Raw genomic sequence first — 22,686 nt, 5'->3', positions numbered from 1 at the left:
AATGGACTCGACATCCCATAACAATCAGAGCCGGATGTCGGAAGCAAACGGACAGACCAGAAAAGGATATTCTATGACTCCATTCTCCCTGTTGGCCCCCTCCATCGCCCGTGACGTGCTCGATCACGCGCTGGCGCTAGGTGCCGATTTTGCCGAGCTGTTTGTCGAGCGCAAGCGCCGCAGCCAGCTCAGCCTGCTCTCCAGCCAGATAGAGAACATCAGCGGTGGCCTCGATTTCGGCATCGGTGTGCGCCTCTGTTACGGCCACAAGGTGCTCTACGGCTACACCAATCTGGCCAGCCGCGACGAGCTGCTGCGCATCGTCACCCTGCTGGCGGCCAAAGACCGCCGCGACCCCGTGGTGACCGCCACCGCCTTCGATTTCACCCGCCTGAGCGATCGCAACCCGGTCGCGCTGCCCCTGTCGGCCGACAAGCTGCTGGAGCAGAAGATTGCCTACCTGCACGCCATGGATGCGGTGGCCCGCGCCGAGAGCAGCAAGGTGAGCCAGTTCTCCGGCAACGTGCTGGGCTGGGAGCAGGAGGTGGAGATCTTCAACAGCGAAGGGCTGCAAGTCGCCGATCGCCGCCACTACAACCGCATCATGGCCCAGACCATCGCCATGGAAGGGAGCGAGCAGAGCGTCGGTTACGAGGCCCCCGGCGCCCTGATGGGCTGGGAGCATGCCGATCGCATCGATCCGCGCGAGCTGGCCCTCACCGCCACCCGTCAGGCACTGGTGAAACTGGGCGCGGCTCCCTGCCCGAGCGGCACCCTGCCGGTCATCATGGAGAACGGCTTTGGCGGCGTCATCTTCCACGAGGCGTGCGGTCATCTGCTGGAGACCACCTCGGTGGCCAAGAAGGCGTCGGTATTCCACGACAAGATGGGCCAGCTCATCGCCAATCCGGTGGTCAATGCGGTGGACGAGGGACTGCAAGGCAACGCCTGGGGCTCCATCAACGTCGATGACGAGGGGATGGCGACCCAGCATACCCAGCTCATCAAGGACGGCGTTCTGACCGGCTTTCTGGTGGACAGAATGGGCGCCCTCAAGACGGGTTACGCCCGCACCGGCTCCGGGCGGCGCGAATCCTACAAGTACGCCCCCACCTCGCGCATGCGCAACACCTATATCGAACCGGGCAACCACAGCCTCGACGATATGCTGGCCACGGTGGAGCACGGCATCTACGCCAAGAAGATGGGGGGCGGCTCGGTACAGCCCGGCACCGGTGAATTCAACTTCAATGTGCAGGAGGCCTACCTCATCGAGCACGGCAAAATCACCAAGCCGCTCAAGTCAGCCACCCTTATCGGCACCGGCCCGCAGGTGCTCAAAGAGATCTCCATGGTGGGCCGCAATCTGGCGCTGGCCGCCGGTATGTGCGGCTCTGTCTCGGGCTCGGTCCCCACCTCGGTGGGCCAGCCGGCCCTCAAAGTGGACAATATCCTGGTGGGAGGGAACGCCTGATGAGCCAACTCGACATGAACCAACTGCTCACCCGCCTGCTGGATAAAGTGGCCGACCTCGGCGCCGAGGCAGACATCATCGCCAATCAGGAGAAGGCCTTCTCCCTCAAGGCAGACAAGGGCGAGCTGGGTGAATACAAGGTCACCAGCAGCCAGCAACTCGGTATTCGCCTGATAAAAGAGGGTCGGGTCGGCATCGCCTACTCGGAATCCCTCGATGAGCTGGCGCTGGATGCCATGCTGCAGGATGCGCTTGATGCCAGCCGCTTTGCCAAGGTTGACCCGGATCAGCGCATCTCGGTGGCCAATAGCCGGATCACCACAGATTGCGCCGAGATCAACCAGCCCGATACCACGCCGGTTGAGGAGAAGATCGCTCTGGCCCTGCGTCTGGAATCTGACATGCTGGCCATGCCCGATGTGAGCGGCGCCCCCTACAACAGCTTCTTCAAAGGGGAGAGCCAGCTCTGGCTCGCCAACAGTCAGGGCTCCCTCTGCCAGCACGGCGAGTTCAGCGTCGGCTGCTACACCTCGGCGCTGGTGGAACGGGATGGCCGCCAGTCGATGCACTCGCAGGGGCAGTATGGCCGCCGCTTCGACGAGCTGGACAGTCAGGCCCTGATCGAGCAGATCTACGCCATCGCCGATGGTCTGCTGCCCGGTGAAGCGGTGCCGAGCGGTCACTACAGCGTCATCTTTAGCACCAACTGCTTCGCCAGCCTGTTTGGCTGCTTTCAGGGTGTGCTGTCGGGCAAGTGGGCCCAGCAGGGGATCAACCCCTGGCGCAGCAAGGTCGGCCAGAGCGTAGCGTCACGCTGGCTTACTCTGGAGAGCAGGGTCTATATGCCGGGCGGCATGAACATCAAGGCGTTTGATGGCGAGGGAGCTGCCAGCTCGGATCTGCTGCTGATTGGCGAAGGGGAGCTGAAAACCCTGCTCCACAACAGCACCACTGCCCGCCACTTTGGCGTCGCCAGCAACGGATCGGCCGCCCGCGGTGCCCGCAGCGCCCTTGATGTGACCGCTCGCCATCTGGTGTTTGGCGCGGGCCCCCATAGCGAAGCGGAAGTGCAGAGCGGCGACTATCTGGAGCTGGTCAAGCTGGATGGCCTGCACTCGGGAGCCGATGCGGTGAGCGGTGACTTCTCCTTTGGCGCGTCAGGGTTCCTCTGTCGCGATGGAGTTCGCCTGCAGCCGGTGCGCGGCATCACGGTAGCGGGCAACTTCTACCGCCTGCTGGGCGAGCTGGAAGCGGTCGGGGATACCCTGCACCACAACGATGGCAAGGGCTTCTACGCCCCGCTTATCCGTTTTGGCGACCTCTCCGTCGCAGGCAAGTAAACGCCCCGACGAAACCTGCAAGTAAGAAAAAGGCGCCTGATGGCGTAATGCCGATCAGTTAAGGATCCATTGACCGATCCTTCTGTTGTGTGAAAATCCGAAACCTGTTGATTGGTTTCGGATTTTTTATGCGTATCGCTCACGCTCTCGACTTCCTCCACGCCAGCAATGCCGCTCAGTTTGAGTCACTCTCCGACCTCATTCCTCCCGAGCTCATCACGACGCTGCTCGCCGAAGAGGATGTCGTGCCCCTGCGTCGCCGCCGTATGCCCATGGAGCGTCTGGTCTGGGCCATCATCGGCATGGCCATCTTCCGCCACGTCCCCATGACCCAGCTCGTCAATCAGCTCGATATCCTGTTGCCCGGCGACCGCCCCTTTGTCGCCCCCAGCGCCTTCCTGCAAGCTCGCCAAAAACTGGGGGACAAGAGCATCGAGCGGCTGTTTCACGAGACCGCCTCTCTCTGGCACCAGCAGGCCAACCACCCCGGTTGGGCGGGCTGCAACGGCTTGCCGTCGATGGCGTGATGTGGCGCACACACGATACCCCGGACAATGCCACGGCCTTTGCCAAGCCCGGTACTCAGCATGGGGAGACCGCCTATCCGCAGGTGCGCATGCTCTGTCAGATGGAGTTGACCAGCCACCTGCTTGTTCAGGCGGTCATGGAGAGTTGCGCCGTCAACGAGATGGTGTTGGCCGAGCGGCTGGTCGCGCGCACGCCGGACCACTCACTGACCCTGTTCGACAAGGGGTTTTACTCCCTCGGTTTGCTCCATACCTGGCAGACCACTGGCAGCGAGCGGCACTGGTTGCTGCCACTCAAAAAGGGCACACAATACGAGGTGGTGCGCAAGCTGGGGCGTCAGGATGTGCTGGTGCGTCTCAAAACCAGTCCACAGGCGAGGAAGACGTGGTCGCAACTGCCAGAGACACTAGAAGCCCGTTTGCTGACCCGCAACACCAGCGGCAAGGAGCGCCAAGTATTGACCTCCATGGTCGACCCGATGCGCTTCCCGGGGGCCGACATCGTTGAGCTCTACAGCCACCGCCGGGAAATCGAGTTGGGCTATCGGGAGATGAAGCACAGCCTGCAACAACACCGGCTGACCCTGCGCAGCAAGAAGGCTGCGGGGATACGGCAAGAGCTGTGGGGCGTGTTGTTGGCGTACAACCTGCTGCGTAGCCAGATGGTGAAGATGGCGGCGAGTCTAAAGGGATACACAGCGAGTCAGCTGAGTTTTCACATGGCGTCGGTCTATCTTATCCATGAACTGAGCTGCATGCCGTACCTATCACCGGGGAGTATCCCGAAGCGGGTGGCAGAGCTGGAGAAACAATCGGGCCAGTTTGTATTGCCGGAGCGAAGGGTGCGAAGTTACCCCGCAGTGTGAAGGCAAGACCACAAAAGTATGCGGTGAAAAAAGCCAATAAAAACAATGCCAGTCAGGCTTAACTGACTGGCATTACGCCTGATGGCGCCTTTTTTCTCTTTATTGTCCCGTCCTGAATATGGTTTACACCTTTCCCCCCAATAAATGGAGAACCCGATGGGACAAGGTGTGAAACGGACACAGCGCGATTACTCGCTGACTTTTAAACTGGCACTGGTCGAGCAGATTGAAAAAGGCGAGCTCACCTACAAACAGGCTCAGGTGCGTTATGGCATTCAGGGCCGCTCCACCGTTCTGGTATGGTTGCGTAAACATGGTCGGCAAGATTGGAGCCAGGGGGCTTCTGTGCGCACCGGCAGGAGCATCACCATGCCTGACCCCGACAACCAGACGCCCGAACAGCGCATCAAGGAACTCGAGCAGCAGCTGGCGCTGATGAGCCAGAAGGCCCAGTTCTTTGAGGCCGTCGTCGATGTACTGAAGAATGACTACGGCGTCTCTATCGTAAAAAAGCGACCCGGCAAGCCCTCTCGCAGCGGCAAGTCGAGAGGCTGACCATTGTCAGGGCTTGCCTGTTTCTGGGGATAAGCCGGCAGGCTTACTACAAGCGCAATCGTGTCGCCGACGAGCGCCATGCCCAGGGATTGCAGGTGGTGCGCTTTGTGCGTCAGGTTCGACTGCGACAACCTCGGGTGGGCACGCGCAAGCTGCATTATCTGCTGCAGGGTCAGGATGATGGCGGGCTCAAGGTAGGGCGTGACAGGCTGTTTCAGATATTGGCCGAGCACCGCCTGCTGGTGCAGCCCAGACGGGCGTATCACAAGACTACCCACAGTTTTCACCGTTTCTACCGTCATCCCAACTTGCTCAAGGCGGGACCAGAGCAGGTTACGCCGGTGGCCCCGGAGCAGGTCTGGGTCGCAGATATCACCTATCTGCCAGCCAGGAGCGGGCCACTGTACCTGAGCCTGGTGACGGATGCCTACTCACGCAAGATAGTGGGCCATCACGTGCACGAAGGAATGCATGCCGAATCGGTGGCGATGGCGTTCAAGAAAGCACTGAAGCAACGACGTGGCAGCGGTGAACTCATCCATCACTCGGACCGCGGCGTGCAGTATTGTTCTGGGCTGTATCAGTCACTACATGAACGGTACGGGGTGAAATGCTCGATGACGGATGGGTATGACTGTTACCAGAATGCGTTGGCGGAGCGGGTGAACGGGATTTTGAAAGGAGAGTTATTGTTGCAAAGCCCGCAAGATTTAACGCAAGCGCGGGAAATGGTGCGTGAAGCAGTGGATATTTACAACGCGGAGCGGCCGCATCATGCGTTGAAATACAGAACCCCCGATGCGGTACATAGGGGGTTCTGAGTAGAGAAATGCTAGTTGAAAATGTGTAAACCTATTTCAGGACTAGACAACTTGGTAACCGGAGTTATCAGGCAATCAGCTTGTAGATGATACCGGACATGGCGATCAGGCCGATGATGGTCACGAAGCCGTTGCTGATGTTGCCAGCGTATTTGCGCATAGCCGGAACCTTGGTGATGGCGTACATCGGCATCAGGAACAGCAGCATTGCGATGATCGGGCCGCCCAGGTCTTCAATCATGCCGAGGATGCTCGGGTTGATGGTGGCGATGGCCCAGGTGGTCAGGATCATGAACACGGCAGTGACTTTGTTCAGCTGCTTGGTGTCAACATTCTTGCCCTTCTCGCGCAGCGCCTTGGCCATCAGGCCGTTCATGCCCTCTTGCGCACCCAGGTAGTGACCCAGGAAGGATTTGCTGATGGCAACCATGGCGATCAGCGGAGCCACAGTACCGATAACCGGGTTATCGAAGTGGTTGGCCAGGTAGGACAGGATGGAGATGTTCTGTTCTTTGGCAGCAGCCAGGTCAGCCGGGGAGAGGCTCAGTACGCAGCTGAATACGAAGAACATAACGGTCATCACCATCATGACGTGGGCGCCCAGCAGGATGTTGCTGCACTTCTTCTCGGCACCTTCACCGTAACGACCTTTGTTGTCCACCGCGAAGGAGGAGATGATCGGGGAGTGGTTGAAGGAGAACACCATTACCGGGATAGCCAGCCACAGGGTCTTGATGAAGTCACCGTTGAAGGCGTCGGACAGGGCCGGAGCTTCAGTGATGATGGCACCGTTCCAGTGCGGGATCAGGTAGAACGCCAGACCCATCAGGGTGAGCACGAACGGGAATACCAGCACGCTCATCGCTTTGACGATAACCTGGCCGCCCAGACGAACAACCGCCATCAGACCGAGGATCAGGGCCAGTGACAGAACGGCACGGGGAGGTGCAGACATGCCCAGCTGGTGAACAATCACGCTCTCGACGGTGTTGGTGATGGCGACTGAATACATCAGCACGATCGGGTAGATGGCAAAGAAGTAGAGCAGTGTGATGAATTTGCCTGCGGTCTTGCCGAAGTGCTCTTCTACTACTTCAGTGATGTCGCCATCACGGGTAGAGCCGGACAGCACGAAGCGGGTCAGACCACGGTGAGCAAAGAAAGTCAGCGGCAGCGCCAGGATCAACATGGCAACCAGCGGCCACAGGCCACCTACACCGGCGTTGATTGGCAGGAAGAGCACACCGGCACCGATCGCGGTACCGTACAGACCCAGCATCCAGACCACATCGGCCTTGTTGACGCCGCGGGAGGTGTTGCTGGCTAAACGACCATCAGCTGCAATATTCATGTCAGACATACGTTGTTCCTGTCATCTAGGAAAATGGGATTTGTTTGGTCGGGCCTTGGCCCGGTTCCATCTCCCTGGAACGCCTGCTGTCCGTCCTTGATATTAACCTCTCGCCCCCCGGCAACCTGGCCATCACTCCTTGTGACAACAGGATTGCAACAAACAACAGTGCGAGATTTTGACCCTGAGGGTCGGCGCCCGTCTCACTTAACAACCGATTAACGTGCGCCACTCTTGATGGGCTGACTTTAATTAAATGCCCTTATTAATCACAGCGTTTTTTTGAATTAATCAACCAAAGTTTGATTTTGGTCGCCTTTCGGACGACCAAGATCACACTCAAAGCGCCTTATTGTGAGTTTTTTTTAACAATTCAACTTAGTTTCACTGGAATCAATGGCCTGCGAGCAGCTACATATTTGCAACAAGCCACCCGTTTAGCGCGGATTGTGTGCAGCACGGCCTTGGCGTACCCTTGTGACTCACGCCTTTTTGTTGATTGATGATGACCATTACCCGTACCGATCTCGCCGAACTGGCGGTGTTTGCCGCCGTCGCCCGTCACCGCAGTTTCAGCAAGGCCGCCCTCGAACTCGGGGTCTCCGCCTCCGCCCTCAGTCATAGCCTGAAGGGGCTGGAAGCCCGTCTGGGGGTGCGACTGCTCAACCGCAGCACCCGCGCCGTGGTGCCGACAGAAGCGGGCCAGCGGCTGCTCAAGCAGCTGCTCCCCACCCTCAATACTCTTGAAGAAGCGCTTTGCGAGCTGGCCCGCAACAGCGATGAACCGGTGGGAAGGCTCAAGCTCTGCGCTCCGCGCGGCGCCATCGACAGCCTGCTGGCTCCGGTACTCATCGACTATCTGGCCCGTTATCCGCGGATGCAGGTGGAGGTAGTGGAGCAGGAGCTGATGCCCCGGCTGATTGAAGATGGTTACGATGCTGCGCTCTTTTATGGGGATCTGCTGCCCAAGGAGATGATCGGCATCCCCCTCGGCCCGCCCCAGCGCTATCTGGTGGTGGGCTCCCCGGCCTATCTGGCGGAGCACGGCACGCCGGAACACCCGAGCGAGCTGAGCCGCCACGCCTGCATCGGCTATCGCCTCACTCCGCACCACCACTATCGCTGGGCCTTTGCTGCCGACGGCACCATGCTGGAGATCGAAGTAACCGGGCCGCTCACCACCAGCACCCCGGCCCTCTATCTGGGCGCCGCCGAGGCGGGGCTGGGGCTCGCCTACTGTCTGGAAGAGGAGGTGAGCCAAAAAGTCGCGGAAGGGAAACTGCTCACCGTGCTGGAGCCCTGGTGCCCCACCTTTGCCGGCTTCTATCTCTTCTATCCCAGTCGGCATCAGCTGGGCAGCGGGCTGCGCATCCTGATCGACATGCTCAAGGCCCACTACCAAAACCCCGGATTAGTGAGTAATACTCAGCAATTCATCAAGTGAAACCCTGATTATCACCAAATAAGTATTAATCTAGACTAGCTGTTCGATAATCGAACTCCCCGAGAGAACAGATATGTCTGCCTATTTAACACTGCGGCAACGGGCCATGACCCGTCGCTTCTGGGCTTACGCCCTCCCCTCCATTCTTGCCATGCTGGTCTCGGGGGCCTACTACCTCATCGACGGCATCTTCGTCGGCCACTATGTCGGCGCCGCAGGCCTCGCCGGGATCAACCTGGTCTATCCGGTCATCATGGTGCTGATCGGCTTGGCCGCCATGATCAGCATGGGGGCGGCCACCGCCATCTCCTTCCAGCAAGGGGCGAAAAACGACACGCTGGCCCGTCAGGCGCTGGTCAACGCCCTCTGGCTGCTGGCCGGACTCGGGGGCGTTGCGCCGGTTCTGCTCTATTACACCCACACCGATATCCTGCTCGGGCTGGGGATTGAACAGGGCACCGAGACCTGGAAGCAGGCGAGCGACTACCTCACCTGGATTGGCGGCGGCACCCTGTTGCTGGCCAGCAATCTGGCGGTCCCCTATCTGCTGCGCAACGATGGCCGCCCGAAACTGGCCATGGTGCTGGTGAGCAGCGGCGCCGTGCTCAATATCATCCTCAACTACATCATGGTGGGTCGGCTGGGGCTGGGACTGATCGGTACCGCGCAAGCCACCCTGATGGCAGAGGGTGCGGTGAGCCTGATCGGCCTTGGCTACTTCTTTACCCCCTGGGCGCGGCTTCGCCTCAGCTGGCGGGATCTGGTGCCCAACCTCCCCGCCATGCCGCACCTGCTCTTTACCGGCCTGCCGAGCCTGATTGCCCAGTTCAACCTCGGCCTGCTGCTGATGCTGCACAACAGCCAGCTGATGGTGTATGGCAATGTGAAGGATCTGGCGGGCTTTACCGTGGCCGGTTACACCGAAGCGGTCTTTATCGTCATCCTGCAGGGGCTGGCGTTCGGCATTCAGCCGCTCATCAGCAAGGCGGCGGGGGCCAAACGCCACCGCAACCTCAAGTACCTGATGGAGATGGGGCTCAAGTTCACCTTTATCTACGGCATGCTGGTGTGGCTCACCATCCAGCTGCTACCGGGACAGGTCGCCATGCTCTATACCGGCGACAAAGATCCCGAACTGCTGGCCGCCGCCATCAGCAGCCTGACCCTCAACCTCGGCGCCATTCCGCTGGAGGGGATCATCATGTTCGGCATCGTGCTGCTGCAATCCATGGCACGTACCCGTCAGGCGCTGGTCATCTCCATCGCCAAAACCGTGTTGCTGCTGCCGCTCATCTTCCTGCTGCCGCAACTGTGGGGGCGTGATGGGGTGCTGATGGCCCAGCCCGCCACCGTGCTGCTGCTCACCCTGCCGCTCTGCTGGCTGCTGTGGCGCGAGTGGCTGCGCCTGAAGATAGCCTGCGCACCAAAAGCCAAACAGCGCCCACAACCGGCCCGCGCACGCGCCGCCGTACAGCTGGCCCGTTAAGGCCACCCATCCCGCAAAACAATAAAAAACCGGCATCCATTGATGCCGGTTTTTGCTATATGGGCGGGTCTGCTTGCGCTGACACAACAAGCCAGGCCAGCACTGCTGCCCACACTTATGCCAATACTTCTGGCCTGAGCTGGGCCATCAACCCCGGGTTGTCGGAGTAATCCACCGGGATCGCCACCACCGCAGGCCCCTCCACCGCCAGTGCGGCCCGCAGGGTTGCGCGCAACTCGTCGGCCGAGCGCACCGCGAAACCGGCCGCCCCGAACGATTCGGCATAGCGTTTGAAATCGATAGGGCCAAAAGAGACGCCGGAGGTGCGGCAATACTTCTGCTGCTCCTGCATCGCGACCATGTTGTAGCCGTTATCGACCCAGATGATGTGAACGATATTGCTCTTGAGCCGCACCGCCGTCTCCAGCTCCATGCTCGACTGCATAAAGCTGCCATCCCCCGATACCGAGATCACCTTCTCACCCGGCCGCACCAGCGCCGCACCGATGGCCCACGGCAGTGCCACCCCCATGGTCTGCTGACCATTGGAGATCAACACCTGACGAGCGCGGAAGCTGTAGAGGTAGCGGGCAATCCAGATATGGAAGCTGCCCATGTCGACGCAGAGGGTCATGTCGTCGCGCACCAGATCCTGCAGCTCGCGCACGATACGCAAGGGGTGAACCGGATTGCCGTGCAGATCGTCGGCCCGCATCGCCAGTCGCAGCCGCTGCTGGCGAACACCTTGCAGCAGCCGATCCACCTCGGGGGGACGGATTTTCGGATTGCCCATGATGCGGGTCAGCTGCAACAGGTTGGCGCGGATCGACCCCACCAGCTCGGCGGTCGGGCAGTAGCTGCTGTCGATATCGGCAGGCAGCACGTCGATATGGAGGATGCGCCGCTCCCTGTCGCCATTCCACAGCACGGGGTCGTACTCGATGGGGCTATAGCCGATGCAGATCACCAGATCGGCCCCTGCCAGCAGCTGATCCCCCGGTTGGTTGTTGAAGAGCCCCACCCGCCCGGCAAAGTCATCGAAGTGGCAGCTGTCCACCACCCCGGCAGCCTGATAGGTACCGGTCACCGGCAGCCGCGCCTTGTCGAGGAAGGCGCGCACTGCCTCGGCATTCTCCGGCCGGCTCGCCATCAGGCCGAGCAGCACCACCGGATTCTGGGCATTGCGCAGCAGGGTCAATGCCTGCTCCATATTCTGCTCATCGGCGCAGCCCGGCTCCGGCACCTCGCGGGGCACCAGCACATTGCCCTGCACCGGCTTGTTGATGATATCCATCGGCAAGCTGACAAACGCCGCCCCCGGCCGTCCCAGCTCGGCGGCGCGAAAGGCGTTGGCCATCACTTCCGAAATTGCCGCCCCGCTATTGACCTGGGCGCTGAACTTGGTGACCGGACGGCATAGGTTGACCGTATCCATGCTCTGATGAGTGAGCTTGAGGCCATCGGCACGGCGCACCGCACCGCCCAGCGCCACCATGGGGTCCCCCTCCGAGGTGGCAGTCGCCAACCCGGTAATAAGGTTGGAGCAGCCGGGGCCCGAGGTGACCAGCGCCACCCCCGCCTTGCCGGTCAGGCGCCCCACGGCGGCCGCCATAAAGGCGGCGTTCGCCTCGTGGCGCACCACTATGGTCTCGATGGGAGAGTCCTCCAGCGCATCGAACACCCGGTCAATCTTGGCCCCCGGGATCCCGAACACCTGCTTGACCCCTTGCGCCTCCAGATGACGAACCACCAGCTCGGCACCGCACTTCCACTGTCTGTTTTCCATGATATTGCTCCTTGTCTATCAGCCTTCAGCGGCCTGAATGGCACGATCGAGATCGGCAGGGTTGAGGTCGGCCTGCCGGAAAGCGGGATCCGATGGCAGGGCCAGATTGAGGTGACGCACCACAGAAAGTCGCAGGGTGCCGTGGGCCATGGTGTAGTCGAGCAGATGGCCACCCCCCTTGCGATCGGCGGTGATCATGTGCTCGTGAAAGCCCGCTACATTGACCCCCTGCACGAACGGCGGGCAGCGAAAACCCACCAGAGTCCCCGCCACCGCGGCAAAGCGGAACAGCGGCTGCTGTTCGATGGCTTCCAGCATGGGGCGATAGGGGGGCTCCTGACGCGGCACGGTACGTACCTTGGCCGTTTCAAACTGGCCGTCGAGGCGCAGGGCGACGAAGACGTTGTCGGAGCCCACCAGCCGATCCACCCACTGGTGGATCTCGTCACGGCTGAGGGGGTGATCGAAGCGACGCTCCAGACAGGGGCGAAAATGGGTCATCACCGCAAAGGGGGTCTTCTGATCGGCGCGGGCGGGCCGGGCCGAGCCATCGGAGCGCAACTGGTGGATCTGGCGCTCGAAGGCGATCAGCTCGCCATCGAGGTGGTTGAAGGTGCCGAGGCCAAAGTCGCCGTGGCGCAGCAGCTCGCTCATGGTGGTCTCCCCTTCGTAGACCCCCGCCAGCAGGGCGCTCATCAGGGAACTCTGGTAGATCTCGCCACCGTCATGCTGCCTGCGCCAGCGGGAAAACTGCTGGCTCACTTCGAGGGCACAGCTGCACCCGGCACTGTCAGATGTTGCAATATGTTCCATTCGGGTTTCACCTCCACCGTGAATCCTGTTAGCGTTCGGATCCAATGGTGACTTGGTTCACATTTCAACACCAATACGCTGATCCCATGACTTTGAGACTCAATCGATATGGAACTTCGTACGCTCCGCTACTTCATGGCCGTTGTTGAAAAGCAGAATTTCACCCGCGCAGCCGAATCACTCAACATGGCCCAGCCGCCCCTGAGCCAGCAGATCCGCAAGCTGGAGGAGACCCTGGGCACCCCGCTGCTGCGCCGTTTGACCCGCAGTGTCGAACTGACCGAGGCGGGCGAGAGCCTCTATCGGGATGCGGCGCAGATCCTGGCGCTGGCCGATGCGGCAAAACTGAAGGTAAAGCGGATTGCCCGGGGCGAGCAGGGGGCGCTGCGGATCGGCTTTGCCGGCTCCACCGTGCTTCACCCCGCTGTGCTGACCCTGCTGCACGACTATCGGGAGCGCTACCCCGAGGTAGCCCTCAGCCCGCAGGAGGGCACCATGCCGGCACTGGTGGAGGCGCTGCGCAACGATCGGCTGGACGCCGCCATCTTGCGGCTCCCCTGCCGCGGTAGCGAGGGCTTTGCCCATCACCTTATCGAGCAGGAGCCGCTGCTGATCGCCCTGCCCACCAGCCACCCAAAAGCCAAGCCGGGCCCCTTGCCACTGGCCTGCCTAAAGGATGAGAGTTTTATTCTGTTTCCCCACGCCATCGGGCCCGGGCTCTATGACGGCATCGTGGGTCTCTGTCGGGAGGCGGGGTTCGAGCCTATATTGGGGCCCGAATGCCCGCAGGTGATCTCTACCGTCGGCATGGTGCAGGCGGGCTTTGGCGTGACTCTGGTGCCAAGCTCGGTGGCGGCGCTGCGCCCGCTCGGGGTCAGTTATCACCCCATTGAGGGCAACGGCATGATGACCAGTATCAGTCTGGCGACACGGCCGCATCCAGGTAGTGCCGTGCTGCGGCACTTTATCGCCCAGATCCGTGCCGCCCAGATACGACAAGGCCTCCCGAAGGAGGCCCTGTTGAACAAGCTTGAACCGGTTTGATGGCCAGCTTGCCTGATGCGACGGCTTATTTGACGGTACTGCTTATTTGACAGTCACGCGGGCAAACTTGCGCTTGCCGACCTGATAGACGGCGGTACCGGCACCGATGAGTGCCTTGCCATCTTCCAGCTTCTCGCCATCCACCTTGACCGCACCCTGCTTGATCATCCGCAGCGCTTCGGAGGTGGTGGCCACCAGATCGGCCTCTTTCAGCAGGTTGGCAATGGCCAGCCCTTCGCCTTCCAGTGCCAGCTCGACTTCCGGCATCTCGTCCGGAATGGCGTTCTTGGAGAAGCGCTGGGTGAAATCTTCGTGAGCCGCTTCCGCCGCCGCTTCGTCGTGATAACGGGCGATGATCTCTTTGGCCAGCCAGATCTTCACGTCGCGCGGATTGAGAGTACCGGCAGCGATGCCTGCCTTGAACTCTTCGATTTCGGCCAGCGGACGGAAGGAGAGCAGCTCGTAGTAGTTCCACATCAGATCGTCGGTGATGGACATGATCTTGCCGAACATCTCGCCCGGAGCGTCGTGAACGCCGATGTAGTTGCCTGCGGACTTGGACATCTTCTTGACGCCATCCAGACCCACCAGCAGCGGCATCATCAGCACGCACTGGGTCGCCATGCCGGCATCTTTTTGCAGCTCTCGGCCCATCAGCAGGTTGAACTTCTGGTCGGTACCACCCAGCTCGACGTCCGCCTTCAGCGCGACCGAGTCATAGCCTTGCAGCAGCGGATAGAGGAATTCGTGAATCGCAATGGATTGGCCGCCGGTGTAGCGCTTTTTGAAGTCGTCGCGCTCCATCATGCGGGCCACGGTCTGCTTGGCCGCCAGCTTGATCATGCCGGTCGCCCCCAGCTCGCTCAGCCAGGTCGAGTTGTACTCGATGCGGGTCTTGGCCGGGTCGAGGATCTTGAACGCCTGCTCCGCATAGGTGAGGGCGTTGTGTTTGATGGCCTCTTCGGAGAGCGGCGGACGGGTGGCGTTCTTGCCGGAGGGGTCACCCACCATGGCAGTGAAGTCACCGATCAGCAGGATCACTTCATGGCCCAGATCCTGGAAGGTCTTCAGCTTGTTGAGGATCACGGTATGACCCAGGTGAATGTCGGGGGCGGTCGGGTCCATGCCCAACTTGATGCGCAGCGGGCGCCCTTCCTTCAACTTGGCGACAAGTTCTTCTTCAACCAGAATTTCTTCCGCTCCGCGCTTGATCTCGGCTAGCGCCACCTCGAGCTGGGACATTTTTTGACTCTCCATCACGATTCCACAGGGCCAAACATATTACTGGAATGGCGGGCCAATTGGAAAGGCTGTAAAATCCGTCCATTCTGCCCGACTTCATCTGCTTCTCATGGTTATTTGGCACGCCTTCAACGCACTCCCCCACTGGCACCGCAAGATGGTGCTGATCTTGAGCATCATGATCATGATGCTGGCTGCCTGGCCAAGCGAACAGGCGGTGGCAACACGGGTCGATGAAAACGGCAACGAGATTGCCCTGCGGGAACCGGCCAACGACAACGCGCTGAACGACGAGCTGACTGCCGAAGCCGCCCAGCCTGTCACCCCGCCCAAGCCGCGCTACATCACCAAGCAGGTGAAGGTACGCCGTGGCGACAACATGGGGGTTATCTTCCAGCGCATTGGCCTGAGCACCACGGATCTGCACCTGATCGATCAGCTCGAGGGCAGCGATCCCCTGCGGATGCTGCAACCGGGGCAGGAGCTCACCTTCAAGCTGACCGAAGATGGCCAGTTGCACAGCCTCTATTACCCCCACAGTCTGGAGCAGGCGCTCAAGGTGAGCCGCAAGGAGGAGACCTTTGTCGCCCGCAACGTCAAGATCGCCCTCGACACCCGCGAACAGGTGAGCAAAGGCGAGATCCGCTCCAGCTTCTGGGGCGCAGCGGTGGATGCGGGGATGACCGAAGATCAGATCATGGACTTGGCCGCCATCTTCGGCTGGGACATCGACTTTGCCCAGGACTTGCAGCCGGGAGACAGCTTCCGGGTGGTCTATGAAGACAAGTTCCGCGACGACGAGCGGGTCGCCTCCGGCGATATTCTGGCGGCGGAGTTCGTCAACCAGGGCACTGCCTACCGCGCCGTGCTCAATGAAGATGGCAACTACTACACCCCGGAAGGGAAGGCGATGCGCAAGAGCTTCCTGCGCGCGCCGGTCAACTTCAAATACATCAGCTCCAACTTCAACCCGCGCCGCCTCCATCCGGTAACCGGCAAGATCCGCCCCCATAACGGCATCGACTATGTGGCGCCGGTGGGTACCCCCATCATGGCGGCGGGCTCAGGCAGCGTGGTGGCCGCCGGTTACAACCAGTTCAACGGCAACTACGTCTTTATCAAGCATGCTGGCAACTATGTGACCAAGTACCTGCACCTCTCCAAGCGCACCGTCAACAAGGGACAGCGGGTGAAGCAGGGGCAGACCATCGGCACTCTGGGTGGCACCGGCCGCGTCACCGGCCCGCACCTGCACTACGAATTCGTGGTGGGCGGCATTCACAAGAACCCGCGCACCCTCACCCTGCCGCAGGCAGAGACCCTGAGCGGACGCGAGCTGGCCAACTTCAAAAAGCTGGCGATGCCGCAACTGGCCAAGCTCGACAACCCCGAGCTGCAGCTGGCCCAGAACAAGCGGGATAGTCGCGGCAACTAAGCCATCAGGGCTGGCAGGGTGAAGGCCCTGCCAGCCCCTTTTATTGAACCCGCACCAGGCAACCAGATTGAAATGAGTCCGCTTTCGGACATAAGATGAGATGGATCACCGGGAGCGGCATGTGGCACAGGCGTAAGGGCTTATCTATCCTGTCTCTCTCACTCTTTTTCCGGTCCGCATTGAGGATGCCCCATGGTTGAGCGTTATATCGGTCTGATGTCAAAGACCACGCCATGTGGCATGGGATGAAAGCCGTTCCCCTCTTCACCCTCTCTGCACACCGCATTTTCAAGCAGCAATGTAAGGAGACATATGGCTGAACGCTATATCGGTCTGATGTCGGGAACCAGCATGGACGGCATTGATGCCGTGCTGGTGATGATCGCCGGGGATGAACTGCGGGTCGAAGCGGCGCTTTGCCACCCCTGGCCGCAAGAGACCGCCCGCACGCTGCATGCCCTCTGCACCCCGGGCGACAACGAAATCGACCGCATGGGGGTGGCCGATAATCTGGTGGCGCGAGAGTTTGCCGCCGCCACCCACGCGCTGCTGACCAAGGCGAAGCTTGAGCCCAAAGATATTCGCGCCATCGGCAGTCACGGCCAGACCATCCGCCATCGCCCCCAGCTCGGGTTTACCCTGCAGATCGGCAATGCCGCCCTGCTGGCCTCCCTGACCGGCATCGACGTTATCGCCGATTTTCGCACCATGGATATGGCCCTCGGCGGTCAGGGGGCGCCGCTGGTGCCCGCCTTCCATCAGGCGCTGTTTGCCAAGCCCGGCGCCCTGCGGGTGGTACTGAACCTCGGCGGCATCGCCAATATCTCGGTGCTGCCTGGCAATCCGGGCGGGGTATATGGTTTTGATACCGGCCCGGCCAACACTCTGCTCGATGGCTGGTATCGCCGCCATCAACCCCACGGCGGCAGCTATGACGCCGGTGGCAAATGGGCCGCCAGTGGCAAGCCCATCCCGGCCCTGCTGGAAAAACTGCTGGCTCACCCCTACTTCGCCGCCCCTTCCCCTAAGAGCACCGGACGGGAGATGTTCACCCTCGATTGGCTCGATGGGGAGCTGGCAGGCACTTCATACGCCCCCGTGGATGTGCAGCGCACCCTGCAGGCACTCACCTGCCACAGCATCGCCCGCCAACTACCCGCCCGGCCCGAATCAGTCGGTGCCAGCCAGCCGAAAGCCGAGCTGTTTGTCTGCGGCGGCGGTGCCCATAACGCCCCCTTGCTGAAGGAGCTGGCCAGCCTGCTGCCCGTATGGCGCATCGCCAGCACCGCCGAGCTGGGCCTTGCCCCCGACTGGGTGGAAGGCGCAGCCTTTGCCTGGCTGGCCATGTGCTTTGTCCACCGCAAGCCGGGCAACCTGCCCGCCGTCACCGGTGCCAGCCGTCCGGCTGTGCTGGGGGCGCTTTATCCCGCCTGAGTGATGACAAGGGGGCTGCGGATCAGTGTGCCCCCTTGAACAGACGCACAACCTGTTGCCGAAACGGTGCAAACAGCGGGGGCTTTGGCGGCTCCAGATTGATATGGCGCCGCCCGGCACGGGTTTCACAGCGAAGCAGATTCTGGATGTAGTGATGGTGGGAGCGATGGATCAGCTGTGAAGCCTGATACGCCCATAGTCTGGGCACGCCCCACAGAGTGCTGGCAATCGCACCGACGATGCAGAAGAAAGCGGGCTCCTGAATTCCCATCCGGCTGGCATTCTCCAGCGCCTCCTTGAGCGAGTTGGAGTGAGCAATACAGGTCATGATATTGACTATGAAGGCGTCGTAATCATCCTCCCCACCTTTGCCAACGCGCGCCGTCAGGGTCGCCGCGGGCTGATAACCAAACTGATGGCCGATATTTTCCAACACCGTATTCCGCTGGCGGATCACCTTGCCATAAAACATCAGCATCACCATACAGTCGATCGCCTTGCACAGCGCCTCGTAGTGGGGATGGCTCTTCTTGGGACGCGGCGCCGTAGCGAGGGCCAGCTCTTCAGAGATAGCCAGCAGGCCCACAGGTACGGCGGTGCTGACAAACGAGAGATCAATCGACAGCTCCAGCCCCTCCTCCCCTTCCATGCGGGCCACAATCACATGTTCGCCAAACAGCCGACGCTGGCGCTCGATAAAGGCGCCAAAGACCAAATCACGAAACTGCTTTTGCGGATAAGGGGTATCGAGCAGGCTCTCGATGGTCATGATGGCGGCGGATACCCGGCCGCGCAGTCGGTAATCGGCAGGAATGGGAAAGCTCTTTCCCAGGCGAGGAGGTAACCGCTGCCCAGATGTTTGACAATACATATCGCCCAGAACGAAACCCAGCATAAATCCTCCACAGTCAGGTAATGATGATCGCGACGCGATCTCGTTTGCCAATCCTGGGCAATGGCCTGCCGGTGCATCGATGCTCTCCGTCAGGGCTCCTTGATCACCTTATTAATCATACGATTAATAGCGTTTGAAAAAAGCGACCTGACTCGCAATCACGCCACTAATTAACAGTTTCATCAAGAAACAATAAGAAGCGGTCGATAAATCCATTTTTTGACGCATTTCCCTTTAAAAACAGCACATTGAACTTTATTCCTGCGAAATCATCTGAACTGTTCTCGAGCCCTGAAAACCATCCCAATCATCACAACCAGCCAAAGATAAGAGGGAGATCAGACAAAGCCACAAAAAGTGGAAAAAGCGACGACGCGGGGCAACCCCACCCATCGGGGGATGCAACCGGCGTGAAGAGAAGCGGATTGCCACCACCTCCCCACCCTCATCCAGCACCACAGCTCCCGCACTCCGTCACGCCAACGCCAACGCCAACGCCATGCTCCCCACTCCTGTGCAGCAGGAGCAGATCCGCCGTGCAAATTAATGGCATAGAATTTTATGGCGTTAATAACAGATCCCGGCTGCCAGTAAGGCATCATCGAGTATGCCGGAATAATCGTTAACAGAGAGGAATGCAAAAGCCGTGAATTATATTCCAGAGGTATCTTTAATAAGGTGGATATGCATATTCACGGGAATTTTCATAGCCCCTTAAAAGAGCTGAAAACAGATATCCATGCACCATAATATGCATTATTTGCACATCGGCGCATAATATTAACCCTTTATTCACACGCCAATATCCCGAAGAGGGGGAGAACAAACCCAGTCAGGGCAAGGCTGTCCGCCGGTTCGGCACCATTTGCGCACAAATTGGCTCCTATTTCGGGTGAATTGAATAGCAATATGATTAAATTTGCGCCCATTGAGCCATCTCATAGAAATGCAATCAGCGGTTTGCAACCCCTGATAGCCACTCATAGAATCGCAGCGTCTGAAATATCTACCCTGTCCTCTTCTCCCTTATTCCTCTCAGTAATTGAGTGGATCACAAATAATAACCGGGGATGCCGCCGTTGGCGCAGTGGCCGTGGCGTACAACGAGATGGGGTAAACCTGTACCTGAATAAACAACAAATATTAAAAAGAGGAATATCTATGAGTGGCACCATCATCAAGTCGGCAAGAAATACCCCCCATGCACCCCAGGATCTGGGCCCCTGCACCCAAACGGTGGCGTTTTCTCATTACAACAATATCTCGGCCCAGTTGCCGGTCGATCCGGCCACCGGCAAGATGGTGAGTGGCGATGTCACCGCGCAGGCAAGACAGTGCCTGAGCAACCTCAAGGCGATCATCGAGAGCATCGGCCATGTGATGGACGATATGGTGAAAGCGACCATCTTCCTCAAAGAGATGGCCGATCTGGAGGCGGTCAACGCCGTCTATCGCGAATTCTTCCCGGGCTATCTGCCGACCCGCACCACCCTCGCCGTCGCCGCCTTGCCGCTGGGTGCGCTGGTGCAGATCGATGCCATCATCTCCAACGGCGAAGGTACCTTCCCGCAAGATCCTTGCCCGCTGGTGAAGCTCGCCCGCAACAGTGACAAGGCGCCGCACAATCCGTTCTCCACCCATACCGTGGCCTTCTCCCACTACAACAATATCGGTGCGCAACTGCCGGTCGATGCAGCCTCGGGCCAACTGGTCGCCGGTGGCATCAAGGAGCAGGCGGGCCAGTGCCTGCGCAATATCAAGGCGGTGCTGGAGAGTATCGACGTGCCGTTTGACGATATCGTCAAGGTCACCGTCTATCTGACCGATCTGGCCGATCTGGAAGCCGTCAACGAGGTCTACACCACCTTCTTCCCCGACTCCGCCATCGCCCGCGCCGTGGCCTATCTGCCTGCCCGCTCGGTGGTCAGTGCCGCCGCCCTGCCCATGGGGGCGCTAGTGCAGATGGATGCGGTCATCTCCCACGGTGACGGCACCCCGCCGCAACTGGTGGAAAACAGACACAATCTGGTGATCCGCCCGCGCAATACCGACAAGGCACCGCGCAGCCCGCTCCATTGCCAGACCGTCGCCTTCTCCCACTACAACCATCTCTCTGCCCAACTGCCGATAGACCCCGCCACCGGCAAGATCTTGGCTGGCTGTGTCAAAGAGCAGACCGCCCAGTGCCTCAGCCATATCAAGGCGATTGTGGAGAGCATCGGCCATGTGATGGACGATATCGTCAAGGTCAATATCCAGCTCGGCAATATCGCGGATCTGGATGCGGTCAACGCCATCTACACCAAATATTTCCCGGGTTATCTGCCTGCCCGCACCGTGATTGGCGTGAGCGAACTGCCCGCCGGTGCCCTGGTGCAGATGGATGCGGTGATGTCCAACGCGGAAAGCACCCCGCCGCAGGTGTCATGTTGCGGTAAATAAAAAAGAGACCGGCTATATGCCGGTCTCTTTTTACATGCCTGACAAAGGGATGGCTCCTCAGCCCTCGATATCGCGGTTCCTGATCGCCACTCTGACCGCCTCTGCCGTGGTGGCCACACCGAGTCGACGGCGGGCACTGCGCAGATGGTTCTCAACCGTGCGCACCGAGAGTTTCAGGGTGGTGGCGATATCGGCATGGCGCCAACCCCGGGAGACCCACTCCAGCACTTCGCGCTCGCGCCCAGTGAGCCCACGCTCGTGACCCGCTACCGGCATCTCCATCAGCCGACGAGCTGCATGAAAAGCCGCCGCCGCGATCAGCGCAAGGCCAACCCGAGTGTGGGAGCTGGCATCGATCTGATCGCCACCAAAGCTCATCGCCCCTTCCAGTCCCAACGGCCCATAGACGGGTACCTGCAAGCCATGTCGGCCCGGCCCCTCAGGCTGGCGAACGATACGGTACTGCTCGCCAACGGCACCAACCGTTTTGCTCCATAAGAAGGGCTGGTCTCGCTCCCTGATATGCATCGCCATCGGACACTCGCGCATATAGGCATGCAGGTCGACCGCCTCGCCGCTCTCCAGCCACTCCCCCTCCAGCCAATAGAGGTGCTCGACCACCCCCTCCTCGCTGGCACTGATGGAGAAGAGCGCAAAGCGGTGATACCCCAGCGGGGTGGCAAAAGCGCGCACCAGCTGCTGGATCTCCTCCAGCCGCTGGCAGCCTTCCAGCGCCACCGCGACCTGCAATGCATTCGCTGGCGATGACGACAACCTCATCGCTTGGCAACCGCCTCCAGCAAGGTGGTAGCGGCCAGCTTGCCGAGGTTATTGCCTGCCAGCGGGCTGTCACCGGTCAGCAAATTGCGATCCCGGCACACCTCTCCCGAGATGCCGTTGTTGACGATCTCGAAGCCAATCTCTTTGAGCTTCTCGCCAAACTTCCAGGTGAGGTGGCCAGGCATATAGCCAATTGCCGGGGTCTGGGCATCCAGCTCATCGGGGAAAGCGCAGATCTTGTAGCCCGCGAAGGTCTCTGGATTGGCCACCGCCAGCAGCGCAGCAGGCCCGTGACAGAGGGAGATGATGAAGCGATCGTTGGCCATCGCCCACTCCAGCAGCGCTTTCACCTCGGCACTCTCCGGCAGCCCCATCAGGGCGCCGTGGCCGCCGGGAATAAAGACGCCGATATAGTCCGAGTCGGCGGCCAGCGCCTCTTTCAGCAGATCGGCCAGCTTGGCCGGTTGGCGGAACTGCGCCTGATATTTGCCATAGAGCCCCAGCACCTCTTCGTCTTCGCCGGGCATGGCCCACCACTCGAACTTGACCGGATTGCCGGAAAGGGTGGCCACATCAAAGGCAAAGCCCGCCTTGTCGAGGTGATACATGGGCAGCAGGGTTTCGACCGGATGGTTGCCGGTGGAAAACAGGGTGCCGTTGTCGGTGGGCAGATAACGCTCATCGGCACCGATCAGCAGGATCTTCCAGCGCCCCTCCCGATAGGGAGAGGGATAGTCGGCCCCGGCAAGGTCAGATTTGCGCGAGGTGAACTGGCTCAGGGAGTAGGGCGATGGGAAGAAGGCATTCTGCTCTGCCGGATCCGGGGTCGGTTGTTTATCGTCAACAAGCATGTCGGTCATGGGTCAGGCTCCAGTAGTGGTGGACTCGGTCTCACAGTATTGACTGTCAGAGACCAAGTAAATGAGGGTTTTCCCTCAACCGCTATGACTA

The 22,686-nt window shown here is 60.2% G+C and carries 16 protein-coding genes and 1 pseudogene; 10 read left to right on the top strand and 7 right to left on the bottom strand.

The window, feature by feature from the left end:
- Positions 1-73: 73 nt before the first annotated feature.
- From ACTG2O_RS09260 to ACTG2O_RS09245, 4 genes and pseudogenes are all read left to right on the top strand, one after another.
- Positions 74-1,474, top strand: a complete 1,401-nt coding sequence (locus ACTG2O_RS09260) for a TldD/PmbA family protein (RefSeq protein ID WP_439975636.1) — start codon at positions 74-76, stop codon at positions 1,472-1,474.
- Positions 1,474-2,814 carry a TldD/PmbA family protein gene (locus ACTG2O_RS09255; protein ID WP_236284809.1) on the top strand — a complete coding sequence of 447 codons (1,341 nt, stop codon included), beginning with the start codon at positions 1,474-1,476 and terminating at the stop codon, positions 2,812-2,814. Before ACTG2O_RS09260 ends, ACTG2O_RS09255 begins: the two co-directional genes overlap by 1 nt.
- Before the next feature lie 128 nt (positions 2,815-2,942).
- Positions 2,943-4,269, top strand: a pseudogene (locus tag ACTG2O_RS09250) (IS4 family transposase).
- A 94-nt stretch (positions 4,270-4,363) separates the two neighbouring features.
- A protein-coding gene (locus ACTG2O_RS09245) for an IS3 family transposase (RefSeq protein ID WP_439975186.1) occupies positions 4,364-5,583 on the top strand; the annotation gives its coding sequence in 2 pieces (ribosomal slippage) (positions 4,364-4,712 and positions 4,712-5,583; 1,221 coding nt in all).
- A gap of 67 nt (positions 5,584-5,650) precedes the next feature.
- Here ACTG2O_RS09245 and ACTG2O_RS09240 read toward each other — a convergent pair.
- Positions 5,651-6,943 (bottom strand): HAAAP family serine/threonine permease, encoded by a 1,293-nt coding sequence (locus tag ACTG2O_RS09240; protein ID WP_005338498.1) that lies wholly within the window; start codon positions 6,941-6,943, stop codon positions 5,651-5,653.
- A gap of 496 nt (positions 6,944-7,439) precedes the next feature.
- On the opposite strand from ACTG2O_RS09240, the gene ACTG2O_RS09235 reads away from it, so the two are divergent.
- Complete coding sequence (locus ACTG2O_RS09235) at positions 7,440-8,378, top strand: LysR family transcriptional regulator (RefSeq protein ID WP_042055187.1); 939 nt, start codon at positions 7,440-7,442, stop codon at positions 8,376-8,378.
- Between the two features lie 73 nt (positions 8,379-8,451).
- Entirely contained in the window at positions 8,452-9,864 is a 1,413-nt protein-coding gene (locus tag ACTG2O_RS09230) for an MATE family efflux transporter (protein WP_257687062.1), read from the top strand.
- Positions 9,865-9,979: 115 nt separating this feature from the next.
- Here the strand turns inward: ACTG2O_RS09230 and alsS are convergent, their stop codons facing one another.
- Together alsS and budA are read right to left on the bottom strand one after the other, a co-directional pair.
- A complete protein-coding gene (alsS, locus tag ACTG2O_RS09225) occupies positions 9,980-11,650 on the bottom strand; it encodes an acetolactate synthase AlsS (RefSeq protein WP_005338504.1) in 1,671 nt (556 codons plus the stop codon).
- Positions 11,651-11,668: 18 nt separating this feature from the next.
- The gene (gene budA, locus ACTG2O_RS09220) at positions 11,669-12,463 is read right to left on the bottom strand and encodes an acetolactate decarboxylase (RefSeq protein ID WP_005338506.1); all 795 of its coding nucleotides are present in this window, start codon (positions 12,461-12,463) and stop codon (positions 11,669-11,671) included.
- A 108-nt stretch (positions 12,464-12,571) separates the two neighbouring features.
- Here budA and ACTG2O_RS09215 point away from each other — a divergent pair, with 108 nt between their 5' ends.
- Positions 12,572-13,507: a LysR family transcriptional regulator gene (locus ACTG2O_RS09215; RefSeq protein WP_128816728.1), complete on the top strand. Its 936-nt coding sequence runs from the start codon at positions 12,572-12,574 to the stop codon at positions 13,505-13,507.
- Between the two features lie 42 nt (positions 13,508-13,549).
- On the opposite strand, the gene tyrS is transcribed toward ACTG2O_RS09215, so the two are convergent.
- Positions 13,550-14,749, bottom strand: coding sequence for a tyrosine--tRNA ligase (tyrS, locus tag ACTG2O_RS09210; protein ID WP_019445249.1), 1,200 nt, complete (start codon positions 14,747-14,749; stop codon positions 13,550-13,552).
- A 109-nt stretch (positions 14,750-14,858) separates the two neighbouring features.
- Here tyrS and ACTG2O_RS09205 point away from each other — a divergent pair, with 109 nt between their 5' ends.
- Both ACTG2O_RS09205 and ACTG2O_RS09200 read left to right on the top strand, forming a co-directional pair.
- Entirely contained in the window at positions 14,859-16,184 is a 1,326-nt protein-coding gene (locus tag ACTG2O_RS09205) for a peptidoglycan DD-metalloendopeptidase family protein (protein ID WP_088869938.1), read from the top strand.
- A gap of 312 nt (positions 16,185-16,496) precedes the next feature.
- Entirely contained in the window at positions 16,497-17,618 is a 1,122-nt protein-coding gene (locus tag ACTG2O_RS09200; protein WP_439975635.1) for an anhydro-N-acetylmuramic acid kinase, read from the top strand.
- Between the two features lie 22 nt (positions 17,619-17,640).
- On the opposite strand, the gene ACTG2O_RS09195 is transcribed toward ACTG2O_RS09200, so the two are convergent.
- Positions 17,641-18,513, bottom strand: a complete 873-nt coding sequence (locus tag ACTG2O_RS09195; RefSeq protein ID WP_439975634.1) for a hypothetical protein — start codon at positions 18,511-18,513, stop codon at positions 17,641-17,643.
- Positions 18,514-19,674: 1,161 nt separating this feature from the next.
- On the opposite strand from ACTG2O_RS09195, the gene ACTG2O_RS09190 reads away from it, so the two are divergent.
- A complete protein-coding gene (locus tag ACTG2O_RS09190) occupies positions 19,675-20,955 on the top strand; it encodes a RidA family protein (RefSeq protein WP_439975633.1) in 1,281 nt (426 codons plus the stop codon).
- A 57-nt stretch (positions 20,956-21,012) separates the two neighbouring features.
- On the opposite strand, the gene ACTG2O_RS09185 is transcribed toward ACTG2O_RS09190, so the two are convergent.
- Together ACTG2O_RS09185 and hchA are read right to left on the bottom strand one after the other, a co-directional pair.
- Complete coding sequence (locus ACTG2O_RS09185) at positions 21,013-21,735, bottom strand: PA1136 family autoinducer-binding transcriptional regulator (RefSeq protein ID WP_439975632.1); 723 nt, start codon at positions 21,733-21,735, stop codon at positions 21,013-21,015.
- Positions 21,732-22,595 carry a glyoxalase III HchA gene (hchA, locus tag ACTG2O_RS09180; protein WP_100646575.1) on the bottom strand — a complete coding sequence of 288 codons (864 nt, stop codon included), beginning with the start codon at positions 22,593-22,595 and terminating at the stop codon, positions 21,732-21,734. Before hchA ends, ACTG2O_RS09185 begins: the two co-directional genes overlap by 4 nt.
- Positions 22,596-22,686: the final 91 nt, after the last annotated feature.

It is taken from the genome of Aeromonas sp. 61P (assembly GCF_051919545.1).
GTDB classification, from domain to species: domain Bacteria; phylum Pseudomonadota; class Gammaproteobacteria; order Enterobacterales; family Aeromonadaceae; genus Aeromonas; species Aeromonas veronii.
Note: the sequence above shows the minus strand (reverse complement) of the source record. Positions and strands in the feature narration are given on the sequence as shown.